Genomic DNA, 20,455 nt, shown 5'->3' with positions numbered 1-20,455 from the left:
GCTGTTACAACAGGCTGTGCTGATCTTTCTTATTGCCCTTGTTCCCTGAAGGGGTGCGTCCGGCAGCGTCATTCTGAACGACAGGTGCCTGCTGCGCAACCGGTACTTCCATATCCGTTCCTGCCGTGTCTGGCGTGTCTGGCGTGTCTGGCAAAGGCTGCTCCGGCGAAACATCGTGCCGGACATCGTTCGCAGGCAGCGCGGGCTGTTCCTGCTCTGCGGCCTGCTGCGGCTCCCCCGCGCCGGAAAGAAGGTGCAGGAACGCCACCTCGTCCAGCACGGTAACGCCGAGCTGACGGGCCTTATCCAGCTTGCTGCCCGCCTCTTCGCCTGCCACGACAAAGTCCACCTTGGCGGAAACGCTGCCGACCAGCACTGCGCCCGCTTCTTCCGCCATTTTCTGTGCGGCGGACCGTTTGAGCGTGGGCAGCGTGCCCGTGAAGACCATGCGCTTGCCCGCCAGCGGATGGTCGGTCGCAACGGGTGCCGATTCGTACACGGGCCACAGGCCTATCTCACGGAACTGCTCAAGCAGGTTCCGGTTGGCCTCATTGCCGAAAAATGACCGGATGGACGCCGCCACCTCCGGCCCGACATCGGGAAGGGCGGTGAGGGTTTCCGTATCTGCGGCGGCAAGGGCATCCAGCGATTTGAAGTGCTGCGCCAGCACGCGCGCCGTCTGCTCGCCCACATGGCGGATGCCCAGCGCACAGAGCATGCGCGGCAGAGTGGCCGCCTGTTTTGCCCCTGCGAGAGCCTGTACGAAATTCTGCGCGGATTTGCTGCCCATGCGCTCGAAGCCCATGAGCCTGCCCTTGGTGAGAGCAAAGAGGTCTACGGGGGTTTGCACCACGCCACGGTCCACAAGCTGTTCAACCCAGCTTTTGCCCACGCCCTGAATATCCAGCCCGGCCTTGGACACAAAGTGCGCGATGGACTGGCGCACCACGGCGGGGCACGCCATATTCATACAGCGCCATGCGGCCTCGCCCTGTTCGCGCACGGCGGGAGACTGGCATACCGGACAGACAGACGGAAAATCAAACGGCAGTTCTCCGCCGGTACGTTCCTCCGCAAGGGCGCGCACCACCTCCGGTATGACATCTCCGGCGCGCTGCACGATGACCGTATCGTGAATCATCAGGTCCTTGGCGCGGATTTCATCCTCGTTATGCAGGGTCGCGCGCGAGACGACCACGCCGCCCACCTCTACAGGCTCCAGATGCGCCACGGGCGTGAGCACACCCGTGCGGCCCACCTGAATCTGGATGTCCAGAAGCCGGGTGCGGGCCTGCTGCGCAGGAAACTTGAAGGCGATAGCCCACTTGGGGAAACGTGCGGTGAAGCCCAATGCTTCCTGCAATGCCAGATCATTCAATTTGGCCACCATGCCGTCAATTTCGAAGGGCAGGTCGCCGCGCATGGCGCCGAGGGAGGCAAAATGCTCCAGCACTTCCCGCACGCCTGTGCACAGCCGGGTTTGCGGAGGAATCTGGAAGCCGAGGTCTGACAGGCCGAGCATGATCTGCTGCTGCGTGGTCCAGTGCGGCGTCTCCTGCTCCCATTCCACCGCGCCCACGCCATAAGCGAGGAACATGAGGGGGCGGTCCGCCGCCACGCGGGAATCGAGCTGGCGCACGGAGCCTGCGGCGGCGTTGCGCGGATTGGCGAAGACCTTGCCGCCCGCCTCGCGCTGCCGGGCATTGAGCGATTCGAAATCATCGCGGCGCATGACCACCTCGCCGCGCACTTCCAGCCGCAGGGGAACAGGGCCCGCAGACTGCCGCAGGCGCAGAGGCAGGTTCTTCACCGTGCGCATGGTATGGGTGACCAGTTCGCCGGTTTCGCCATCGCCGCGCGTGAGGGCGGCTGTCATTTCACCCCGCTCGTAGATGACCTCCATGGCGAGGCCGTCCATCTTGGGGTCTGCCCAGAAGGCCAGTTCATCCTGCGGCCCCAGCGCATCCGGGGAGTCGGCCGCGCGGTAGATGCGCTGCACAAAGTCGCGGAAATCATCATTGGAAAAGGCGTTATCCAGACTGAACATGCGCAGGGTGTGACGGCGCGATTCCAGCGAGGGAAGCACCTCGCCCCCCACCTTGCGCGTGGGCGAGGACGGCGTGACCAGCGCCGGGTGCGCCTCTTCCAGTGCGAGCAGTTCGCGGAACAGGGCGTCGTATTCGGCATCGGAAATCTGCGGCGCGTCCAGCACGTAATAAAAGTGGCTGTGGTGTTCCAGAAGGCTGCGCAGCTCTTCGGCGCGGGCATGCGCCTCGCGGAGCGCTGATACGGGAGGCGAAACAGAATCTGCCATGCTCTTTCATTATCCTTGAATTACTGTCGCTGAAAACACAGCCCGTTACAGGGAATCGGCATCGTGCCAGTGCCGGGCACTCTGCGCCAGAACGGTCCGGTAGTCCGGGCCGAGACGGGCCGCAAGGTATGCCGCTTCCGCCTGCGCTGCGGTATGCATGAAGCCGGAAATCTCCCGCGCGGTGGAATGGTAGCGGTGCCGCACGGGAACCCCGTGGTCCACCACCACCCGCCAGCCCGCCCGGTGGGCGCATAGGGAAAACCATACGTCTACGCCGTAGCCGTATGGATTGCCCGTGTAATCCACCCCGCCCAGCGCCTGCCAGCAGGCCACGCTCACAAGGGGAGCAATGCCGTCTACATACTCCACGGTGCGGTACTGCATGCCCGGTGCCGCCACCATCTGCGGATGGTAGGGATTGCCGGTCACGGCAGGGGCGTAAATACCCACGGGGCCGAGGGTGCCCTCCATGCGCGCCAGCCTGCCCATGGCACGGCGCAGATAAGGCGGCGGTCCGTCAAACAGCAGGTCGTTGTTCAAAAACCAGACGTGGCTGTAGTCCTGCTGCGCCATCTCGCAAAGGGCGTAGTCCAGCGCCCCCGCCCAGTACAGGTTGTGCTCCGTTCTGCGCCATGCGCCGGGATACGGTTCCGGGGCGCAGTTGTCCAGCACGAAGACGTGCTCCGCATACTGCGGGTCTGCCCCGGTTATCTGGGCGTAAAGACGCCCCGCAAGGGCTGGCCTGCCATAATGGAGTATGATCACCGCAATGCGCATGGAAGGCGTTGTTTCTCCGGCCATTACCGCCCTTCTCTCTTCCGTTCCGGTTATGCCTCGGCTTCCAGCAACCTGCGGCGCAGCACGTGTATACGGTCACGCAATTCCGCCGCCCGTTCGAACTCCAGCTCACGCGCTGCTTCGCGCATCTCGCGTTCCAACTGCTGAATGCGCTTGCCCAGTTCTTCCGACGAAAGCCCCCAGCCTTCTGCCTGAGTCTGCGGCGCTTCCGCCCTGCCCTTGCCGGATTTGGCCTTGGCATCGGCGGCGGTGTACAGGGAATCGAAGGAACTCTCCAGCTTTTTGCGGATGGTGGTGGGCGTTATGCCGTGCTCGCTGTTGAAATTCTGCTGCCGTTCCCTGCGGCGTGCCGTCTCGTCCATGGCGGCACGCATGGAGCGGGTTACCGCGTCTGCGTACATGATGACCCGACCGTCCACATTCCGGGCAGCGCGCCCGAAGGTCTGAATGAGCGACCCCATGGACCGCAGAAAGCCCTCCTTATCCGCATCCAGAATGGCTACCAGAGAAACTTCCGGGATATCAAGCCCTTCGCGCAGCAGGTTTATGCCCACAAGAACATCGAACTCTTTACGGCGCAGCGCCTGAAGAATGGCCATGCGCTCCATGGTATCTATATCCGAATGCAGGTAACGCGAGGCTGTGCCCATACTGTTAAAGTATTCCGTGAGGTCTTCTGCCATGCGTTTGGTAAGGGTGGTAACCAGCACACGCTCATCACGCGCCGCCCGCAGCTTGCATTCTCCCAGCAGGTTGTCCATCTGCCCCTGCACGGGGCGCACTTCTACCACGGGGTCCAGAAGGCCGGTGGGGCGGATGATCTGCTCCACCACCAAGCCCTGCGCCCGTTCCAGTTCCCATTTACCGGGCGTGGCGGAAACATAGACCGTCTGCCCGATGCGTTCCAGAAATTCATCGAAGTTCAGGGGACGGTTGTCCAGTGCGGAGGGCAGGCGGAATCCGTATTCCACAAGGGTTTGCTTGCGGGAGCGGTCGCCCTTGAACATGGCCCCCACCTGCGAGACTGTGATGTGGCTTTCGTCCACATAGAGCACGAAATCATCTGCAAAATAGTCCAGCAGGCAGGAGGGGGGCGAGCCTTCCGGACGGTTATCCAGATGGCGGGAGTAGTTTTCTATGCCCGTGCAGTAGCCCATCTCTTCGATCATCTCCAGATCAAGCATGGTGCGCTGTTCCAGCCGCTGGGCTTCCACGAGTTTGTTGCCATCTTTGAGCAGCCGGAGCCGTTGCTGCAATTCCGTGCGGATATCGCTTACCGCGCGGCTGAGGTTGTCTCTGTCTGAAACATAGTGGCTTGCGGGATAGATGACCGTTTTGCCCACCTTGCCCAGCACGTTGCCCGTAATAGGGTCTATGTCGCTCATGGACTCTATCTCGTCCCCGAAGAATTCCAGCCGCAAGGCGCGCTCGTGATGGTAGGCGGGGATAATTTCCAGCACATCGCCCCGCACCCGGAAGGTGCCGCGGTGAAAATCGTAGTCATTACGCTTGTACTGCACCTCTATCAGGCGGGTGATGAGCGAATCCATGCTCATGGCCTGCCCCGTTTCCACTGGAATGACCAGTTTGGCGTAGTATTCCGGCGAACCCAGACCATAGATGCAGGAAACCGAGGCGATGATGATGACATCGCGCCGGGTGAGCAGCGCGTGGGTTGCCGCGTGGCGCAGCTTGTCTATGTTGTCATTTATGGAGGAGTCTTTTTCTATGTAGGTATCGGAACTGGGCACATAGGCTTCCGGCTGGTAGTAATCGTAATAGCTGACGAAATACTCCACGGCGTTATGCGGAAAAAGCTCCTTGAACTCGTTGTAAAGCTGGGCGGCAAGGGTTTTGTTGGGTGCCAGCACCAGCGCTGGGCGCTGGGTTGCCGCAATGGTCTGCGCCACGGTGAAGGTCTTGCCCGTGCCGGTGGCACCGAGCAGCACCTGATCGCGGATGCCCGCGTTGAGATTGGCGGTCAGTTCCGCAATAGCCTGCGGCTGGTCGCCCTGCGGGACAAACTCCGTGCTGAGCCTGAATGTGGAATCGTGCATGCGGATTAGAACCTCGGCGGATACTCTATACCGCCCCGCAGGCACGGTAAAGAGCGGAGAGCGCTCATGTCCGCGAAGCAGGAGCGGCAGGCGGGGATTATGCAGGGGATGGGCGGGCACGGTTGCGGACACGCAAAATATGGACTAGGTATGATCCATCCCCAGAACCACTTCTTCCGGAGGAACCATGCAGACCACGATACTTGAGGCTGGCGCGGACAGCCCCATCGAACGCATATACAGCATCTCCATCACCATTCGCACGTTCAAGGGACGCCGCAACGTGGAGGCGCATGTCTTCCGGTGCGATGCGGACATGACGGAAGCAGCCGGGTACGACTGGAACAGCCTGATCGGCCCGCCCATGGACCCCCAGCATCCCGGCACGGCAGAGGATGCCCGCAAGACCCTTATGGAGGCCTTTACGCGGGAGGAGCGGGACGCCGTGGTGGCCTATCTTGCCGAACGCTACGGCAGCAGGCTGGAATCCATCATTGCCTGCCCCGTTGAACTGCCGGTACCGCAGGGAGTTACGCCGCTTTCCTCCATAACGGAGGGGAAGAGCTTCGGCTTTATCCGGTTCACGGATGTGAAGGAGTATCCGCTGCCCTTTGCCATACGCGGCTTCTACGACCTTGCCCAGCATGAACCGCTGGTGCATCAGGCCGGAGAGGAAGGCGAACAGGCCGGCCGCTAGAGGCCGGACAGCAGAGGCTGTGCGGTAAAGGCAGGACACCGGAGGCCCGACAGTAGCGGCGCAGCCTGTCAATCTTGGCCTGTCGAGCGCGTCCTGTCTGGGCCAGTGAGCCGAAGCCGGTCCACAGGCGGCCAGCAGGCGGCCAGCAGGCGGTTAACAGACGGTCAGCAGGCGGCCATCAGAGCGGAAAAAACGATTCGGGAAACGCCCAGAGGCCCTGCACCGTAGGCGTGCGCAGGGCCTCTGACAGTTCCCCGAGAAATCTGCTGCGGGGAACGCACTCTGCGCCGAAGCGGGCAAGATTGTCCGAAACCTGCTGGCAATCCAGCATGGCGAAGCCAGACTCCCGCAGCAGCCGCACCAGCCAGACCAGTACGACCTTGGAGGCATCCGGTTCATTGAAGAACATGGATTCCCCGAAAAAAACCCTGCCCAGCGATACGCCGTAGATGCCGCCGACCAGCCGGTGCCCGTTCCACGCCTCTACGGAATGCGCTATGCCGTGGGCGTGCAGTTCCGTATAGGCACGCACCACCTCCGGCACGATCCATGTGCCGTTCTGGTTGGGACGCAACGCGCAGGCACAGTTACGGATGACCTGCGGGAAGGCGGTATCCATGGTGACGGTGAAACGCCGTGCATTGAGAACCCGCCTGAGACTGCGGGGAATGTGCAGTTTTTCCGGGTAAAGAACGAAGCGCGGGTCAGGCGACCACCACAGCACGGGGCTGTCTTCACTGTACCACGGAAAAATTCCGCAGGCGTACGCGGAGATGAGCCGCTCCACGCTCAGGTCGCCCCCTATAGCGAGCAACCCTTCCGCATCGGCCAGTTGCGGGTTGGGAAAATCCACCCCTTTGTCCGGCAGCCAGAAGACATTCATCGGATCACACAGGCCGCTCTGCCCCTACAGGGGGGAATAGGTAAAGGTGAGGCCGTATACCTCTTTGCCCTCTTCAGGTTTGAGCCTGCGGGCTCCCACCTTGACCACTCCGCCGCGCTGCAGCTTGCCGAACAGCACCTCGCGGGCAAGCTCATCTTCCAGCCCGCGCCGGATGACGCGGCGCATGGGCCGTGCCCCGAAGGCCGGGTCGTATCCCAGATGTGCCAGCCGCTTACGGGCAGCATCGGTAAGTTCTATCCGGACACGCTTGTCCTTCATCTGGACTTCCAGTTCACCCACGAATTTGTCCACAATGCCCAGCATCACGGATTCCGACAGCCCGTGGAACGGCACAAGCGCATCCAGCCGGTTGCGGAATTCCGGCGAGAAGGTCTTTTCCACCTCCCGGAGGCCGCGCCCGGCCACATCCGCTTCTGCCACGGACCCGAAGCCAATGGGTTTGGCCGCCATTTCCCGTGCTCCGGCGTTGGAGGTCATGATGAGTATGACGTTACGGAAATCTGCCTTGCGCCCGGTGTTGTCGGTGAGGGTGGCGTAATCCATGACCTGCAGCAGTATATTAAAGACATCCGGATGGGCCTTTTCTATCTCGTCCATAAGCACCACGGCGTAAGGATGCTTGCGGATGGCGTCTGTGAGCTGCCCGCCCTGATCGAATCCCACATAACCGGGAGGCGCACCGATGAGACGGGATACGGCATGTTTTTCCATATACTCGCTCATGTCGTACCGCAGGAACTGCACGCCCAGCGTGGCCGCAAGCTGCTTGGCAAGCTCCGTTTTACCCACGCCCGTGGGACCGTAGAACAGGAAGGAACCGGTGGGCCTGTCATCTCGCCCGAAGCCCGCCCTGCTTCGCAGGATGGCCTTGCCTACCACGTCTACGGCATCATCCTGCCCGAAGACCACACCCTTGAGCGTGGGAGCCAGATCGGCCAGCTTGAGCCGGTCGCCTGCGGAGACACGCTGCTCCGGAATGCGGGCCATGCGGGCCACCACACGCTCGATATCGCCCGCCGTGATGGTATTGCGTTTGCGCTGCGCACTGCGCAGGCGGTAGGCTGCACCGGCCTCGTCTATGACGTCTATGGCCTTGTCGGGCAGGAACCGCTCGTTGATGTAGCGGGCGGAAAGCTCCACCGCCGCCTTGATGGCAGGCTGAGTGTACCGTACGCCATGATGCTCCTCATAATAGGGCTTGAGTCCCTTGAGGATTTCCAGGCATTCTTCCGTGGAAGGTTCCGGCACGTCTATCTTCTGGAACCGCCGGGAAAGGGCGCGATCCTTTTCGAAATGATTACGGTATTCCTCATAGGTGGTGGAGCCGATGCAGCGTATGGCACCGGAGGCAAGCACGGGCTTGAGGATGTTTGAGGCATCCATGGAGCCGCCGCTGGTTGCTCCGGCACCCACGATGGTGTGGATCTCGTCTATGAACAGGATGGCTCCTTCTCTGTTCGTAAGCTCCTTGATGACGGCCTTGAGGCGTGCTTCGAAATCGCCGCGGTACTTGGTGCCCGCCAGCAGTGAGCCCATGTCCAGCGCAAAGACGGTGGCATTGAGGAAGCTTTCCGGCACGGTGCCGTCCACTATGCGCAGGGCAAGCCCCTCTGCCAGCGCGGTTTTGCCCACGCCCGGTTCACCCACATAAAGGGGGTTGTTCTTGCGCCTGCGGGCAAGCACCTGAATGGTGCGCTCCAGTTCCTCCGCGCGGCCTATGAGCGGGTCTATGCCTCCTTCACGGGCACGAGCCGTGAGATCCACGCAGAACTGGCGCAGGGCATCTGCCTTGTCCGCATCGCCCTTGGGAGACTCCGCTCCTGTCCATGTTTCGCCGGGAAGAGAGTGAGAAATGTATTCAAGCACGTCCAGCCGTGTGAGTCCCTGCGAACGCATAAAATACACAGCATAGGAATCCTCTTCTTCAAACAGGGCAGCCAGCACGTCGCCCACGTCCACTATCTCCTTGCCGGAGGACTGCATCTGCACCACGGCGCGCTGCAGCACCCGCTGGACACCCAGCGTCTGCACCACCTCTGTGGGGGTATCTGCCGGGAGCGGCTCCAAATGCGAGGAGAAGAAGACTTCCAGCCTGCGGAGCAGGGCTTCGGCGTCCGCACCGCACCCCACCAGAATGCCCTTGCCCTGTTCATCGTTAAGGATAGCGAACAGGAGATGCTCCAGAGTGAGAAACTCGTGGTTACGCACCCGCACCTCTGCCACTGCCGCAGAAAGGACAGATTCAAGCCGTTTTCCGAGCATATCTACACCTCTTCCATGCTGCACCGCAGGGGAAACCCCTGTTTGCGGGCACGCGCATGCACTATGGCTACCTTTGTTTCCGCCACTTCAGCGGTATAAACGCCGCACTCCCCCACTCCCTGCTCGTGCACACTGAGCATGATGGCTGTGGCCTCCCGCGTGGTTTTACGGAAAACCTCCGTCAGAATGGCGATGACGAACTCCATGGTTGTGTAGTCGTCATTGTGCAGAAGCACCCGGAAGCGGCGCGGTTCGCGCACCTCGTCTTCCAGAAGGATGTCTTCCCTGCGGTCGGGACTGGCAAATTTATCACTCATGGTTCGCACTCATGGTTCGATCCGGCTCTTCCTGTTTATCATAGCGGCACCTGCTCCCGTGTCGGCAAACCGCCGGATACGGCAAGGCGGCCGGTTGCCGCGGACACTGCAAACCTGCGCGTTGTCCGGCACACGGCACTGATGCCGCGATGCCATACTATAATCCCTTGATGAGTTCATGCAACCGTTGCGGCGGAAAACAGAAGCTTTCGTCGGGCGCAAGCCCTTCTGCAAGCCGCCATTGCCGGTTCAGTTCATGGTACGTAGCACGGCTTGCCTTGTCCATGGAAAGTCCCAGCTGCCGGGCGCAGGCGAGGATGGCATCGCGTTCTCCTTCAAGTTCCACCACATGGCCGAAGGGCATGGTGTCCAGACAGATTTCCACACCGGGAAGCCGCCATTCCTCGCGCAGTTTCTCGTACAGGAAGGCGACCCCGTAGCCCAGCCCCTCCAGCACGGAACGCATGGCATTGAAATCATCCACGGCAGTTTCCCGCTCATCGTAGACTTTCACGTCCTGCGGGACAGGCGCGGAGGGGGGACATTTGAGCGTGAGCAGCGTAGCCTGACGGTCCTTCCACTGCTGGGAACGCAGGCGCAGCAACGTGTGTGCCTGCCGCAGGGTACGCTCCGGCGTGTCAAAGACCATGTTCCGCTCCACATGCCGCCCCAAGCTCTTTGCGCCAAGCCCGGCAAGACATTTCCGCAAGGACGAAAAATCGGCATCTATGAATTTAAGTTCTGTTTCGTGGGCCATACATCCCTCCCCCTCGTCTGTTTACCCATTATGTGTATGGGCTTTTGCGCAACCTTGGTATATAGTTCCGGGCAACGTTCAATGCGCCGTGCCATGCAAGTGCCGCGCCGCAGCATGAGGAGTTTTTACAGTGCAGAAGGTTTTGCTTATTGCCCTTGCGGGCGGACTAGGAACCCTTGGCAGGTACACTATTTCCGGCCTTGTGCACCGTGTGTTCGGGGCTGGCTTTCCCGCAGGTACCTTTATGGTGAACTGCCTTGGCTGCCTGCTTTTCGGCGTGGCATGGAGCGTTATTGAAGAACGTCTCTCACTGCCCCCGGATACACGTATCATTGTGCTGACGGGTTTTATGGGAGCCTTTACCACCTTTTCAACATTCATCTTCGAGACAGCCAACCTGCTGAACGGAGGACAGTGGCTGTATGCCTTTGCTAACTGCGCAGGACAGCTCCTTGTCGGAATGGCCTTGCTGTGGCTTGGGCTGTATGCGGGAAAACTGCTGTAACGCAAAAACGCTTCCCACACCATGCGGGGACATCACGATATCTCACCGGAGGCAGACCATGATTTCTCTTCCCCAGACGGCAGAACGCCTGTGCATCTACACCGGAGAAAAAGACTCTCACAAGGGGCGTCCGTTGCACGAGTGCATTGTGGAAATGGCCCGCGCAAACGGCCTTGCGGGCGCTACGGTCACGCGGGGTATTGCCGGGTTTGGCGCCAACAGCCGGGTGCACACCATAAAGGTGCTGCGTCTTTCCGAAGACCTGCCCCTGCTGGTGGAAATTATTGACACCCCGGAAAAGATTAACGCCTTTCTGCCCCTGCTGGACGCCATTATCCTTGAGGGACTGGTAACCGTGGAGCCTGTGCGCGTCATCTTCTACCGCCATAACGAGGGGAAGAAAAACGCCTGACCCCTGACAGACCGTTCATGCACGGTCTTCGGGATCAGGCATTCCTTTTTCAACCGGAGCCGGACGCGAACATGATTCTGCGTCATGTTGCCGCAACTGCCGGAACTGCCGGAACGGAGACGAAGGCTACAGCACCGCCGCGCGCACAGCATCAATTCCCACCTTTTCCACAAAGCGGGCTACCCGCAGCCGTTTGCCGGAACCTTCGCGGTAGTAGTCCATGAACTTGTCCACCAGCGCCCTGGCGTCTTCCGTTGAGAGGTTTTCTGCCAGCACATCGCCGATGCGCGGGCGTCCGCCTGAGTTGCCGCCCACGATTACGTTCCAGCCATGTTTGGTGCCCACAAGCCCTACATCGCGCACGTAGCTTTCGCCGCAGCACATGGGACAGCCGGACACGCCTATCTTCACTTTGGCGGGGTACGGTTTTTCGTGGAACATATTTTCTATCTCCAGCCCCATGCCCAGCGAATCCTGCAACCCAAGCTTGCACACGGCGGTGCCGGGACATGCCTGCACATAGTGCACGCACAGCTCCGTGGCACGCCCCACCCGCCATTGAAGCTCATCCCACACGGGTTGCACCTGTTCTTCACGCATACCCACAAGCGCGATACGCTGCCCGGAGGTAATCTTTATGATGGGAATCTCATACTTTTTACAAACGTAGGAGATGGTGTCCAGAATCTCAGGGGTAAGCATGCCCGCGGGAGTACGGGGAACAATGGCGTAGGTCTGCTTGTCGCGTTGCAGTATGGCGCCTTCCAGGGGATTTGACATGCGATGCATCCTTTTTTTCATTTTCGGGTTCATGGCAGCCGGCTGCCTGAAATGGTGGGCCACAGACGGCACAAGCCCTGCGGACATGCACCCGCTTTTACGCGCACAGCAGTACCGGACGGGTACAACCATCTGCAATCTGCCACGATGAACAGCCGGGGGAAATTGTTACTTGTCAGAACATCAGCCGCACATGCGCAGTATCTCGGCGGCAATACCCTGCAGGGGCAGCACCTTGCGCACACCGCCGAGCTTTATGGCTTCCTGCGGCATGCCGAAGACCACGCAGGTGGCCTCGTCCTGCGCGATGGTGTGGGCACCTACATCAAACATTTCTTTCATGCCTGCTGCTCCGTCATCGCCCATGCCGGTAAGGATGGCTCCCACCACGTTACCGCCTGCATAGCGCGCGGCGGAACGGAACAGCACGTCCACTGAGGGACGGTGGCGGCGTACCAGCGGGCCGTCCTTCAATTCCACAAAATAGTTCGAGCCGTTGCGCTTGAGCAGCATATGCATGTTGCCGGGGGCGATGAGCACCTTGCCCGGTTCCATGCGGTCATTATCCTCTGCCTCTTTCACGTACATGGCACAGGAAAGGTTGAGCCTGCTGGCAAAGGCATTGGTGAAATGTTCCGGCATGTGCTGCACAATGGCTATGGGCGGACAGTTGGCGGGCATGCCCATAAGCAGGGCTGCCAGTGCCTCGGTGCCTCCTGTGGATGCCCCCACAACGACCACCTTGCCCGTGGCACCAACGGTGCGGGTGGCGGACGATGGCGGCGGCAGCATGGCATCTGCCGAAAGCTTGGGGGACACCTTAAGCTTTTCCGTTACCCGTTTCATGCGGGCACGGGCAGCGGCTTTAACTGCATCGCATATGCGGATGGCGGATTCTTCCAGAAACTGCTTGGTGCTGAGCCGGGGTTTGGTGATGATTTCCACCGCGCCGTACTCCAGCGCCTTGAACGTGGCTTCCGCCCCCTTTTCCGTAACAGCCGAACAGATGACCACGGGGATGGGATGCTGGGTCATAATCTTTTTCAGGAAGGTGATGCCGTCCATGCGGGGCATTTCCACATCCAGCGTGATCACGTCCGGCACCACGGACTCCATGCGTTTGGCGGCGACAAAAGGATCGGACGCGGTGCCCACCACTTCCAGTTCCGGGTCGGCGGCAAAAATATCTGCAAGGGTCTGCCGCACCAGAGCGGAATCGTCCACGATGAGCACCTTTATACGGGGGGGCATGTCGTTATATCCTCCTGTAAACAGTCGGAGCCGCCTGCGTAAGCGGCAGGTCCATTCCGGCAAGGCTTTCTGAGTGACCTATGAACAGGTAGCCACCCGGCTGTAAAAACTGGCAGAACTGCCGGAAGAGGCGCTCCTGCGTAGGCTTGTCAAAATAAATGATGACATTGCGGCAGAAAATAACATCCATAGGATTCTTGAAGGAAAAACGCTCCATGAAGTTAAGCCGCTGGAATTCCACAACGCGGCGTACCTCCGGAGCGATGCGGATAAGCCGCTTGGTGCGGTCTTTGCTGCGCAGCAGGTATTTTTTGCACAGCCGGTCCGGGATGGTGGATATTCTGTCTTCCTCATACACGGCCTTAACGGCGGTTTGCAGGGCGCGGGACGAGATATCCGTAGCCAGTATGCGGAAGGAGAACCCGGAATACTGTTCTGCGAAATCGCTCATGACCATGCCCAGCGTGTACGGCTCCATACCTATGGAGCAGCCCGCACTCCACAGACAGAACTGACGACTTCCGTAACGGCGCACCCAGTCGGGCAGCACCGTGTTGACAAGGAACTCGAAGTGCTTGGGTTCCCGGAAAAATTCCGTGGTGTTGGTGGTGACAACATCAATAAGGTTGCGCAGTTCCTGCTCCATGCCCTGCTCCGTGAACACGAAGTCCACGTACTTTTCGTAGGACATGTAGCCCAGCGTGCGCAGGCGTTTCTGCAGCCGCGCCTCCAGCATGGTCCGCTTGCTGGGCGGCAGTTTTATGCCCACCCGCTCATGAATGAACAGGCTGAGACGCTGGAAGACCTTATCCGACATGGGAGAAGGACGAAAATTAACGGCTGCGGCATTGGGCGAGGGTTCCGGCATGCTCTCGGCGTTCTTCACTGGTTTCCCCTACTGACCGGCTATGGCACTCTGTACGAGGCGGGGGATATCCAGTATCAGCGCCATGGACCCGTCGCCTTTGATGGTTGCCCCGGAAATGCCTTCCACATCCTTGTAGACCTTGCCCAGCGACTTTATGACCGTCTGGTGCTCGCCGATGACATGATCCACCACGATGCCGTAGCGAGCCCCGCCGGAACTGACCACCACGATCTGCTCTATGGCGGGTTCTTCTCCCGGCACCTCGAACTGCTCGCGCAGGGTGATATAGGGCACTATCTCGCCGCGCAGATTGATGATGCGCTGGCTGCCCCCGTTCACGGAAGCGCGGATGTGCTCCACGCACTCTTCCACATGATTGAGGGGAATGACGAAGTATTCGTTGCCCACCTGGATCTGCAGACCATCTATTATGGCGAGTGTGAGCGGCAGCCGTATGGTGATGGTGGTGCCCTTTCCGAAAACGCTTTGCAATTCTATGCTGCCGCGCAGCGAGTCTATGGAGCGTTTGACCACATCCATACCCACGCCACGCCCGGAAACATTGGTTATCTGCGCCGCCGTGGAAAAACCCGGTGCGAAGATGAGATTGCAGATTTCGCGGTCGGAAAGCTCCGCATCCGGGCTGATGATACCCTTTGATACCGCCGAAGAGTACAGCTTCTCCCTGTTCAGCCCGGAACCGTCGTCAGCAATGGTAATGAGCACCTCGCCGCCGGAATGCTCCGCTGAAAGAGTGATGGTGCCCACAGAAGGTTTGCCCGCAGCCCTGCGCGCCTCCGGCTTTTCTATACCGTGGTCCAGACTGTTGCGCAGGCAATGGATGAGCGGGTCGCCCAGCCGTTCTATGACGGTCTTGTCCAGTTCCGTTTCTGCGCCGTGGGTGACCAGTTCCACCTCCTTGCCCAATTCGGACGAAAGGTCGCGGATGAGCCGCCGGAACTTGCTGAAGGTGGTGCCTATGGGCAGCATGCGGATGCCCAGCGTGGAATCGCGCAGATCGTTGGAAAGGCGTTCCAGCTGTTCGGAAAGGTTCACCAGAAGAGAATCGGGCGAAGAATGCACGTACTGGGCTATCTGCGCCTGCACGATGACCAGTTCCCCCACCAGATCCACCAGACTGTCCAGCTTGTCCGCCGCCACGCGGATACTGGACGCGCCTGCGGGTTCTGGCTTTTCTCCCACCTCGCGGCTCCGGCGCATTTCGCGCACGATCTGCTGTTCCGCAAGGGCAGAGTCCACCTGATCTTCCGTGACCAGACCGGCATCTTGCAACACCCTGCCCAACGGCTTATGCTCGTCCAGAACCGATTTGAGGCTTTCCGGCGTAATGTCGCCGCGTTCCAGCAGAATTTCGCCCAGACGCTTGTAGGCCGTTTCATTGTTCAGGCGGTCGCCTTTATCTATGACCTGAATGAACAGTTCGCATTCATCTTCCACGAACATGAAAACATCGCGGATAGATTCCTCGTTCTGCGTGGTGTGCAGAAGCACGTCCCACCACAGGTAGCAGGATTCAGGCTCCAGTTCCTCCAGTGCAGGCAGTTCGCGCACATGGGGGAAGCAGCGCATTTCGCCCATCTGCGCAAGATCGTCCAGCAGATGCAACGGATTGATGCCGGAAAGGAAGATATCCCGCGCGGGTTTGAACCGGATGCGGTAGGTAACCTTGCCGGAAGCCAGTTCCTCGAAACTCTCTTCCGGCCGGATATCCTGCCCTTGCGCAGGGGGAACTTCTCCCAGAAACCCCTTGAGGGCGGCGGTGAGCTCCGCAGCCTGATCCATATCCGGATGTTCGCCGGAAACGCTGCACGCAAGCAGGTGGGCGATATGGTCGCGCGAACGCAAGGTGAGGCTGAGCAGCTCGCGGGTGACGGGCAGTTCATTGTTGCGCACCCTGTCGAACATATTCTCCACATCGTGGGTAAACGCGGCAATATCGTCAAACCCGAACATGGCCCCGGAGCCTTTGATGGTGTGCATGGCCCGGAAGACGCGATCCACCAGATCGGCGTCTTCGGGCTGCTCCTCGAGTTCCAGAAGGGCCGTCTCAAGCTCCGCGAGCAGATCCTGCGCCTCTTCGCGAAAGGCCTGAGTGTTTATGTCATCCTGCATTGCCATGTCCTTATACGCTGCGTTGTCGGACCCCGAAGGCATGGGAACACGCCCACTGCTCTGCCGCCTAGCGCAACACCTTGCGCACCACGTCCACAAGCTGTTCGGGCTTGAAGGGTTTGACTATCCAGCCCGTTGCCCCCGCGGATTTGCCTTCCTGCTTCTTGGACGCCTGCGACTCCGTGGTCAGCATGACAATAGGTATGAACTTGTAGGCGGGAATGGCGCGGATGCTGCGGATGAGCGTGATGCCATCCATATTCGGCATGTTCAGGTCTGTTATAACCATATGTACGGAGCCTTTCATCTTTGCCAGAGCGTCCTTACCGTCCTGCGCCTCAATGACGTCATATCCTGCCTTTTTCAGCGTAAGGCTTACCATCTGCCGCACGCTGGCGGAGTCGTCCACTGTCATTATAGTCTTTGTCATTCCAAACCCCTTACGGCAATTATTTGCTGCGGCGAACCGCAAATCCCCCTGCGTCTTCAGCTTCCGACGCAATAATGCTCAGAGTATCGTGTGCCTATCTACGCTTCAATCCTGAACATTTCCTGATTTCTGCTTTTTACCATTCTTTAACGGCCCGCAGAAGAATGCCAGTATCTGCCATCAGTTAGAACAATTCGACATTATCACCCAAGGAATCATCGAACAATTCCACATCGTCCCCGGCATGGGCCGAAGTTCCGTGACCGCCGCGCCCCAGCAGGGTTCGGTGGATATGGCGTTCGCTCTCCATGGTGTAGCGGTCCAGTAATGCTTGCAGGGCGGGAGGCAGCACAACACTGCCTGTCTGCTGCGGCAGGCCGGAAACCAGATGTTCCAGCGACTCCTGCGCCTCAGCCAGTGCGGCGCACACATCCTCATCCACCCGGATGGACTGTGCCAGCGATGCTGTTTCGTGCGAGAGGTCCGAGGCCTCGCGGTCCACGGTTTCAATCAGGCCATCCGCCCTGCCCTGCACGGAGCGCAATTCCGTCATAAGGCCGGAAAGCTCAGTCACCACGGCCTCTGCCCGGGATGTATCTAAGTAAGTGGCAGCATGCTCGCGCAGCAGCATGGCCGAGGCATCCACGGCCGTGAGGTTGGCGGCAATGCCCGAAGTCTGTTCCGCAGCGTCCTGCGACAGACGCTGGATGGACGTGGCAAGCACGCCCAGGGCCTTGCCCATGTCGCCGGTGTGCGCCGCCTTTATGCTTGCGTTCAGGGCAATGAGTTCAATCTCTGCCCCCACTTCCTCAATCTTATCCAGATAGGCGGTCATGTCAGACACGGTGTTGGCCACGTCCATCATAACGTTGCCCATGCTCTCGCCCTGACGGGCAAGTTCGCCAAACCGCTCAGCAATTTCACGCACCGTGCCGCCTATGGTAGCCAGCGGCGATTCGCCGGTTTCGCCGGTGCTTACGGAGGCAAGGACATGGTGCACGCCGTCCACCTGACCGCCCAGAGCATTGAGCCCTGTGCGCAGCCCCTGCACGGCGCGGGAAAAGCTCTGCCGCGCATTGTCCAGTTGTGAAGCCTGCACGGTGTTCACTGCCGAAAGCCATTGTGCGACATCTTGCTCCGGATGCCTGCCCCGTTCCGCCTTAACGAAACGGGCGGACTCATCCAGAGCCTCTTCCACATGCTCCACCTGCTGACGGACTATATCGTGAAACTGCACAGAGGAAACGATCTCTCCGGTATGATCATGCACAGCCTGTACAATGGCACTGAGTTCTCGGGAGGCGGCAACGGTTTTTTCCGAATGGGCGCGAAGGCGCTCCAGATTCCCCTGAACCCGGTCGAACAGGGTAACAGAGCACTCCGTCTGCATGGACTGCATGGTGGTTATCCGGTCATGCGCCACAAGAGAGAGCTGCTCCAGCCGTTCCGCGAATCCGCGTATGCTTGCAGAGTATTCCACAATTTTTAGGCCGAGTTTTTCCACATCGTCCGCGAGGGTGGTGAATCCTTTGCCGTCTGTGCCCAGCCGGGCACTTTCTATACGCGTGGAGATGCCCAGCATCTGCAGGGTGCGTACGATGCGCCCGTAGCTTTCCAGCAGACGCACAAGTTCTGCAAGCGCAGCACGGACCTTGCTTATTTCTGCAAGATCGCTTCCGTCGCCGGTGGCGCACAGAGAGCGCATGGCGACCATCTTATCCGCAAGCTGTGCGATGGAATTGTGCAGGATGGCCCCGGAGGTGGTCTCGATAAGTTCGCCACCCTTCTGCGCCAACAGTTCCACCCGGTCAGAAAGGGCGTGCAGGTCGGCACCGAGGGCGAGGAAATCATCCTCACGCGAGGCGATTATTCTGCCTAGACGACTCCGGACGGTGAGCATTGCAGTGAGGCTGGAATCGATCATCAAAAGCTCCGGCATGTCAGATGGTACACAGGGCAAGCAACGCGCGCACCGAGGTGTACCTGTGTGCACGGTTACGCACGGCTACGAACGGTTACAAACACTTACGTACGGTTACGAAAGGCCGCGCGGAACACCGCAGAACAATCTGCGGGCAACATCATTCAGCGGAAACGTTGCTGCCGCCAATATCTATACGGTATGCGGAAACACTGTATTCATACAACATATTTTCATCGGGAAAGACAACCATGAACGGAACGGACTGCCGGGGCAACACCGTTGCGGTTGCAGCCGGCGGCTTATGGAAAACGCCGGAACCGAACGCGGCGACAACAGCCTGCGTATCCATAACAGAAAGACGTTCGCGACTAAGCACATGGCCGCACAATCTGCGCAGGGAGGCAATGACACTGCCGTCACGGTCATACAGGATGACAGTGACGGCTACATGATCAAGGGCGGCAGATGTGCCGTTCAGCACCTCGCCTTCAATGACCACCGCCTGCCGACCGTCACGCAGGGGCTGCATATACTGCCGCACATGCCGCAGGTGCAGGGTGTTTTCTTCTGCCAGACACAACGATACACCGCCGCTCATTACGGTGAGGATCAGGACACAAAGCAAAGCGGCGGGCCGGGATGGTGAGGACAGGCGAAACGGGCGACAGGGGAAAGGCTTGGTATCCCTGCGCATTCATGACCGCCTGAACAAGGATTCCTGCAACGAAAGGATGGTATCCGGCGCGTTGCCGTTGCCGCCGGGGCAATAAATGGGGGAATAGCCGAGGCGACGGGCCTGCGAAAGGCGGATATCGTGCCCCGCCACAGGGCGCACCTGACCGTTCAGGTCCACCTCTCCCCACAGGACGCACCGTTCCGGCAACGGGATGTCATAAAAGGAGGAAAGCACGGCCGCCACAAGGGCGAGGTCCATGCCGGGGTCCTGCACCCGCATGCCGCCGCCCACCTTGGCGTAGATGTCCACCTGCCCGAAGTTGAGACGCAGCCGTTTTTCCAGAACGGCGAGAAGCAGGTGCAGCCGGTTGACGTCGAACCCCAGCCCGGTACGCCGCGGAATGGTCAGATAGCTGCGGCTGACAAGGGCCTGCACCTCCACGGCAAAGGGACGCTGCCCGTCCACCGCCATGACCACGGCGGTGCCGGAAAGCTCCGGATTGCGCGCTCCCAGAAAATACGTGGAGGGATCGTCCACCACGCACATGCCCTGCTGGGCCATTTCAAAAACCAGCAGCTCCTGATTGGGGCCGAAACGGTTTTTGAAGACGCGGAGCATGCGGAACATCTGCCGCCTGTCGCCTTCCAGCGAAATGACGGTATCCACCATGTGTTCCAGCAGCTTGGGCCCGGCCAGCTGGCCGTCCTTGGTGACATGGCCCACCAACAACAGCGTGGTGCCCACGCGCTTGCATACCTCTATAAGCTCCGTGGCAACGGCGCGCACCTGACTGACGCTGCCGGGAATGCCTTCGGCACGCACGGAAGTGAGGGTTTGCACGGAATCCACGATAAGCAGGTCGGGAGGAGAAGAATCTTCCAGAGCGGGCAGCACATCATCGAGGCGCGATGTGGACACGGCGGTGAGGTTTTCGGCAAGGGCGTCCAGCCTTTCCGCACGGGTTTTGAGCTGCGCGAGGGTTTCTTCGCCGGAAAGGTAGAGCACCCTTCTGCCCGCATGGGCAACAGCACCGGCCACCTGCAAAAGCAGGGTGGACTTGCCTATGCCCGGCTCGCCACCGATGAGCAGCGCGGCACCGGGCACAAGCCCGTTGCCGAGGATGCGGTCGAGTTGCGGCATGCCCGTGGCGAAGGGCTCTTCGCGCTCCTCGGAGACTTCGCGCAACGGCAAAATCTTTGCCCCGGACGCATGAGGGGATGCGGCGCGCCGCCGTTCCTGCTCCTTGTGGACAATTTTTGCCTCAAGGGTATTCCATTCGCCGCAGCGGGGGCATTGACCGCGCCACTGCGGCGAGGAGGCTCCGCAGGATGAACAGTGGTAAATCTCTTTGGTCTTCACGAAAAATCCCG

Annotated in this window: 18 protein-coding genes; 3 read left to right on the top strand and 15 right to left on the bottom strand. The window is 60.0% G+C overall.

Going from position 1 to position 20,455, the window contains the following annotated elements; genetic code table 11:
• Positions 1 to 4: 4 nt before the first annotated feature.
• Genes ligA through uvrB form a run of 3 tightly spaced genes read right to left on the bottom strand, consistent with a single transcriptional unit; the run spans position 5 to position 5,169 of the window.
• Positions 5 to 2,314: an NAD-dependent DNA ligase LigA gene (ligA, locus tag HUV26_RS15350; RefSeq protein WP_174411015.1), complete on the bottom strand. Its 2,310-nt coding sequence runs from the start codon at positions 2,312 to 2,314 to the stop codon at positions 5 to 7.
• 45 nt (positions 2,315 to 2,359) lie between these two features.
• Positions 2,360 to 3,115: a glycosyltransferase family 2 protein gene (locus HUV26_RS15345; protein WP_243451413.1), complete on the bottom strand. Its 756-nt coding sequence runs from the start codon at positions 3,113 to 3,115 to the stop codon at positions 2,360 to 2,362.
• Between the two features lie 26 nt (positions 3,116 to 3,141).
• Positions 3,142 to 5,169, bottom strand: coding sequence for an excinuclease ABC subunit UvrB (gene uvrB, locus HUV26_RS15340; RefSeq protein WP_174411014.1), 2,028 nt, complete (start codon positions 5,167 to 5,169; stop codon positions 3,142 to 3,144).
• A gap of 187 nt (positions 5,170 to 5,356) precedes the next feature.
• On the opposite strand from uvrB, the gene HUV26_RS15335 reads away from it, so the two are divergent.
• Positions 5,357 to 5,866 (top strand): hypothetical protein, encoded by a 510-nt coding sequence (locus HUV26_RS15335; protein WP_174411013.1) that lies wholly within the window; start codon positions 5,357 to 5,359, stop codon positions 5,864 to 5,866.
• Between the two features lie 178 nt (positions 5,867 to 6,044).
• Here the strand turns inward: HUV26_RS15335 and aat are convergent, their stop codons facing one another.
• From aat to HUV26_RS15315, 4 genes are all read right to left on the bottom strand, one after another.
• On the bottom strand, positions 6,045 to 6,749 hold the full coding sequence (gene aat / locus HUV26_RS15330) for a leucyl/phenylalanyl-tRNA--protein transferase (protein WP_174411012.1): 705 nt from the start codon (positions 6,747 to 6,749) through the stop codon (positions 6,045 to 6,047).
• Positions 6,750 to 6,773: 24 nt separating this feature from the next.
• A complete protein-coding gene (gene clpA / locus HUV26_RS15325) occupies positions 6,774 to 9,032 on the bottom strand; it encodes an ATP-dependent Clp protease ATP-binding subunit ClpA (RefSeq protein ID WP_174411011.1) in 2,259 nt (752 codons plus the stop codon).
• Between the two features lie 2 nt (positions 9,033 to 9,034).
• Entirely contained in the window at positions 9,035 to 9,349 is a 315-nt protein-coding gene (locus HUV26_RS15320) for an ATP-dependent Clp protease adaptor ClpS (RefSeq protein WP_174411010.1), read from the bottom strand.
• A 157-nt stretch (positions 9,350 to 9,506) separates the two neighbouring features.
• Positions 9,507 to 10,106 carry a class IV adenylate cyclase gene (locus HUV26_RS15315; protein WP_174411009.1) on the bottom strand — a complete coding sequence of 200 codons (600 nt, stop codon included), beginning with the start codon at positions 10,104 to 10,106 and terminating at the stop codon, positions 9,507 to 9,509.
• A 130-nt stretch (positions 10,107 to 10,236) separates the two neighbouring features.
• On the opposite strand from HUV26_RS15315, the gene HUV26_RS15310 reads away from it, so the two are divergent.
• Both HUV26_RS15310 and HUV26_RS15305 read left to right on the top strand, forming a co-directional pair.
• Positions 10,237 to 10,611 carry a fluoride efflux transporter FluC gene (locus HUV26_RS15310; RefSeq protein WP_174411008.1) on the top strand — a complete coding sequence of 125 codons (375 nt, stop codon included), beginning with the start codon at positions 10,237 to 10,239 and terminating at the stop codon, positions 10,609 to 10,611.
• Between the two features lie 61 nt (positions 10,612 to 10,672).
• Positions 10,673 to 11,023 carry a DUF190 domain-containing protein gene (locus tag HUV26_RS15305; protein ID WP_205245163.1) on the top strand — a complete coding sequence of 117 codons (351 nt, stop codon included), beginning with the start codon at positions 10,673 to 10,675 and terminating at the stop codon, positions 11,021 to 11,023.
• 126 nt (positions 11,024 to 11,149) lie between these two features.
• Here HUV26_RS15305 and HUV26_RS15300 read toward each other — a convergent pair whose 3' ends face one another.
• From HUV26_RS15300 to radA, 8 genes are all read right to left on the bottom strand, one after another.
• On the bottom strand, positions 11,150 to 11,803 hold the full coding sequence (locus HUV26_RS15300) for a ferredoxin-like domain-containing protein (RefSeq protein ID WP_174411006.1): 654 nt from the start codon (positions 11,801 to 11,803) through the stop codon (positions 11,150 to 11,152).
• Positions 11,804 to 11,986: 183 nt separating this feature from the next.
• Positions 11,987 to 13,054, bottom strand: a complete 1,068-nt coding sequence (locus tag HUV26_RS15295; RefSeq protein ID WP_174411005.1) for a protein-glutamate methylesterase/protein-glutamine glutaminase — start codon at positions 13,052 to 13,054, stop codon at positions 11,987 to 11,989.
• 4 nt (positions 13,055 to 13,058) lie between these two features.
• Entirely contained in the window at positions 13,059 to 13,922 is an 864-nt protein-coding gene (locus HUV26_RS15290) for a CheR family methyltransferase (RefSeq protein WP_174411078.1), read from the bottom strand.
• Between the two features lie 27 nt (positions 13,923 to 13,949).
• Positions 13,950 to 16,061: a chemotaxis protein CheA gene (locus HUV26_RS15285; RefSeq protein ID WP_174411004.1), complete on the bottom strand. Its 2,112-nt coding sequence runs from the start codon at positions 16,059 to 16,061 to the stop codon at positions 13,950 to 13,952.
• 61 nt (positions 16,062 to 16,122) lie between these two features.
• Positions 16,123 to 16,485 (bottom strand): response regulator, encoded by a 363-nt coding sequence (locus HUV26_RS15280; protein ID WP_174411003.1) that lies wholly within the window; start codon positions 16,483 to 16,485, stop codon positions 16,123 to 16,125.
• A 184-nt stretch (positions 16,486 to 16,669) separates the two neighbouring features.
• Complete coding sequence (locus HUV26_RS15275) at positions 16,670 to 18,409, bottom strand: methyl-accepting chemotaxis protein (protein WP_174411002.1); 1,740 nt, start codon at positions 18,407 to 18,409, stop codon at positions 16,670 to 16,672.
• 157 nt (positions 18,410 to 18,566) lie between these two features.
• Positions 18,567 to 19,007: an FxLYD domain-containing protein gene (locus tag HUV26_RS15270; RefSeq protein ID WP_174411001.1), complete on the bottom strand. Its 441-nt coding sequence runs from the start codon at positions 19,005 to 19,007 to the stop codon at positions 18,567 to 18,569.
• A gap of 96 nt (positions 19,008 to 19,103) precedes the next feature.
• Positions 19,104 to 20,444 (bottom strand): DNA repair protein RadA, encoded by a 1,341-nt coding sequence (gene radA, locus HUV26_RS15265; protein ID WP_174411000.1) that lies wholly within the window; start codon positions 20,442 to 20,444, stop codon positions 19,104 to 19,106.
• Positions 20,445 to 20,455 lie beyond the last annotated feature (11 nt).

The sequence above is a fragment of the Desulfovibrio psychrotolerans genome (assembly GCF_013340305.1).
In the GTDB taxonomy this organism is placed as follows: domain Bacteria; phylum Desulfobacterota; class Desulfovibrionia; order Desulfovibrionales; family Desulfovibrionaceae; genus Halodesulfovibrio; species Halodesulfovibrio psychrotolerans.
The sequence above is the reverse complement of the archived record's forward strand: the minus strand, read 5'-3'. Positions and strand labels throughout refer to the sequence as shown.

Coding starts and splice junctions, on each gene's coding strand:
- aat (WP_174411012.1), bottom strand. CDS start 6,749: ATGAATGTCTTCTGGCTGCCGGACAAAGGGGTGGATTTTCCCAACCCG.
- ligA (WP_174411015.1), bottom strand. CDS start 2,314: ATGGCAGATTCTGTTTCGCCTCCCGTATCAGCGCTCCGCGAGGCGCAT.
- HUV26_RS15300 (WP_174411006.1), bottom strand. CDS start 11,803: ATGTCAAATCCCCTGGAAGGCGCCATACTGCAACGCGACAAGCAGACC.
- HUV26_RS15315 (WP_174411009.1), bottom strand. CDS start 10,106: ATGGCCCACGAAACAGAACTTAAATTCATAGATGCCGATTTTTCGTCC.
- uvrB (WP_174411014.1), bottom strand. CDS start 5,169: ATGCACGATTCCACATTCAGGCTCAGCACGGAGTTTGTCCCGCAGGGC.
- HUV26_RS15345 (WP_243451413.1), bottom strand. CDS start 3,115: ATGGCCGGAGAAACAACGCCTTCCATGCGCATTGCGGTGATCATACTC.
- HUV26_RS15285 (WP_174411004.1), bottom strand. CDS start 16,061: ATGGCAATGCAGGATGACATAAACACTCAGGCCTTTCGCGAAGAGGCG.
- HUV26_RS15275 (WP_174411002.1), bottom strand. CDS start 18,409: ATGATCGATTCCAGCCTCACTGCAATGCTCACCGTCCGGAGTCGTCTA.
- clpA (WP_174411011.1), bottom strand. CDS start 9,032: ATGCTCGGAAAACGGCTTGAATCTGTCCTTTCTGCGGCAGTGGCAGAG.
- HUV26_RS15270 (WP_174411001.1), bottom strand. CDS start 19,007: ATGAGCGGCGGTGTATCGTTGTGTCTGGCAGAAGAAAACACCCTGCAC.
- HUV26_RS15320 (WP_174411010.1), bottom strand. CDS start 9,349: ATGAGTGATAAATTTGCCAGTCCCGACCGCAGGGAAGACATCCTTCTG.
- HUV26_RS15290 (WP_174411078.1), bottom strand. CDS start 13,922: ATGCCGGAACCCTCGCCCAATGCCGCAGCCGTTAATTTTCGTCCTTCT.
- HUV26_RS15295 (WP_174411005.1), bottom strand. CDS start 13,054: ATGCCCCCCCGTATAAAGGTGCTCATCGTGGACGATTCCGCTCTGGTG.
- HUV26_RS15335 (WP_174411013.1), top strand. CDS start 5,357: ATGCAGACCACGATACTTGAGGCTGGCGCGGACAGCCCCATCGAACGC.
- HUV26_RS15280 (WP_174411003.1), bottom strand. CDS start 16,485: ATGACAAAGACTATAATGACAGTGGACGACTCCGCCAGCGTGCGGCAG.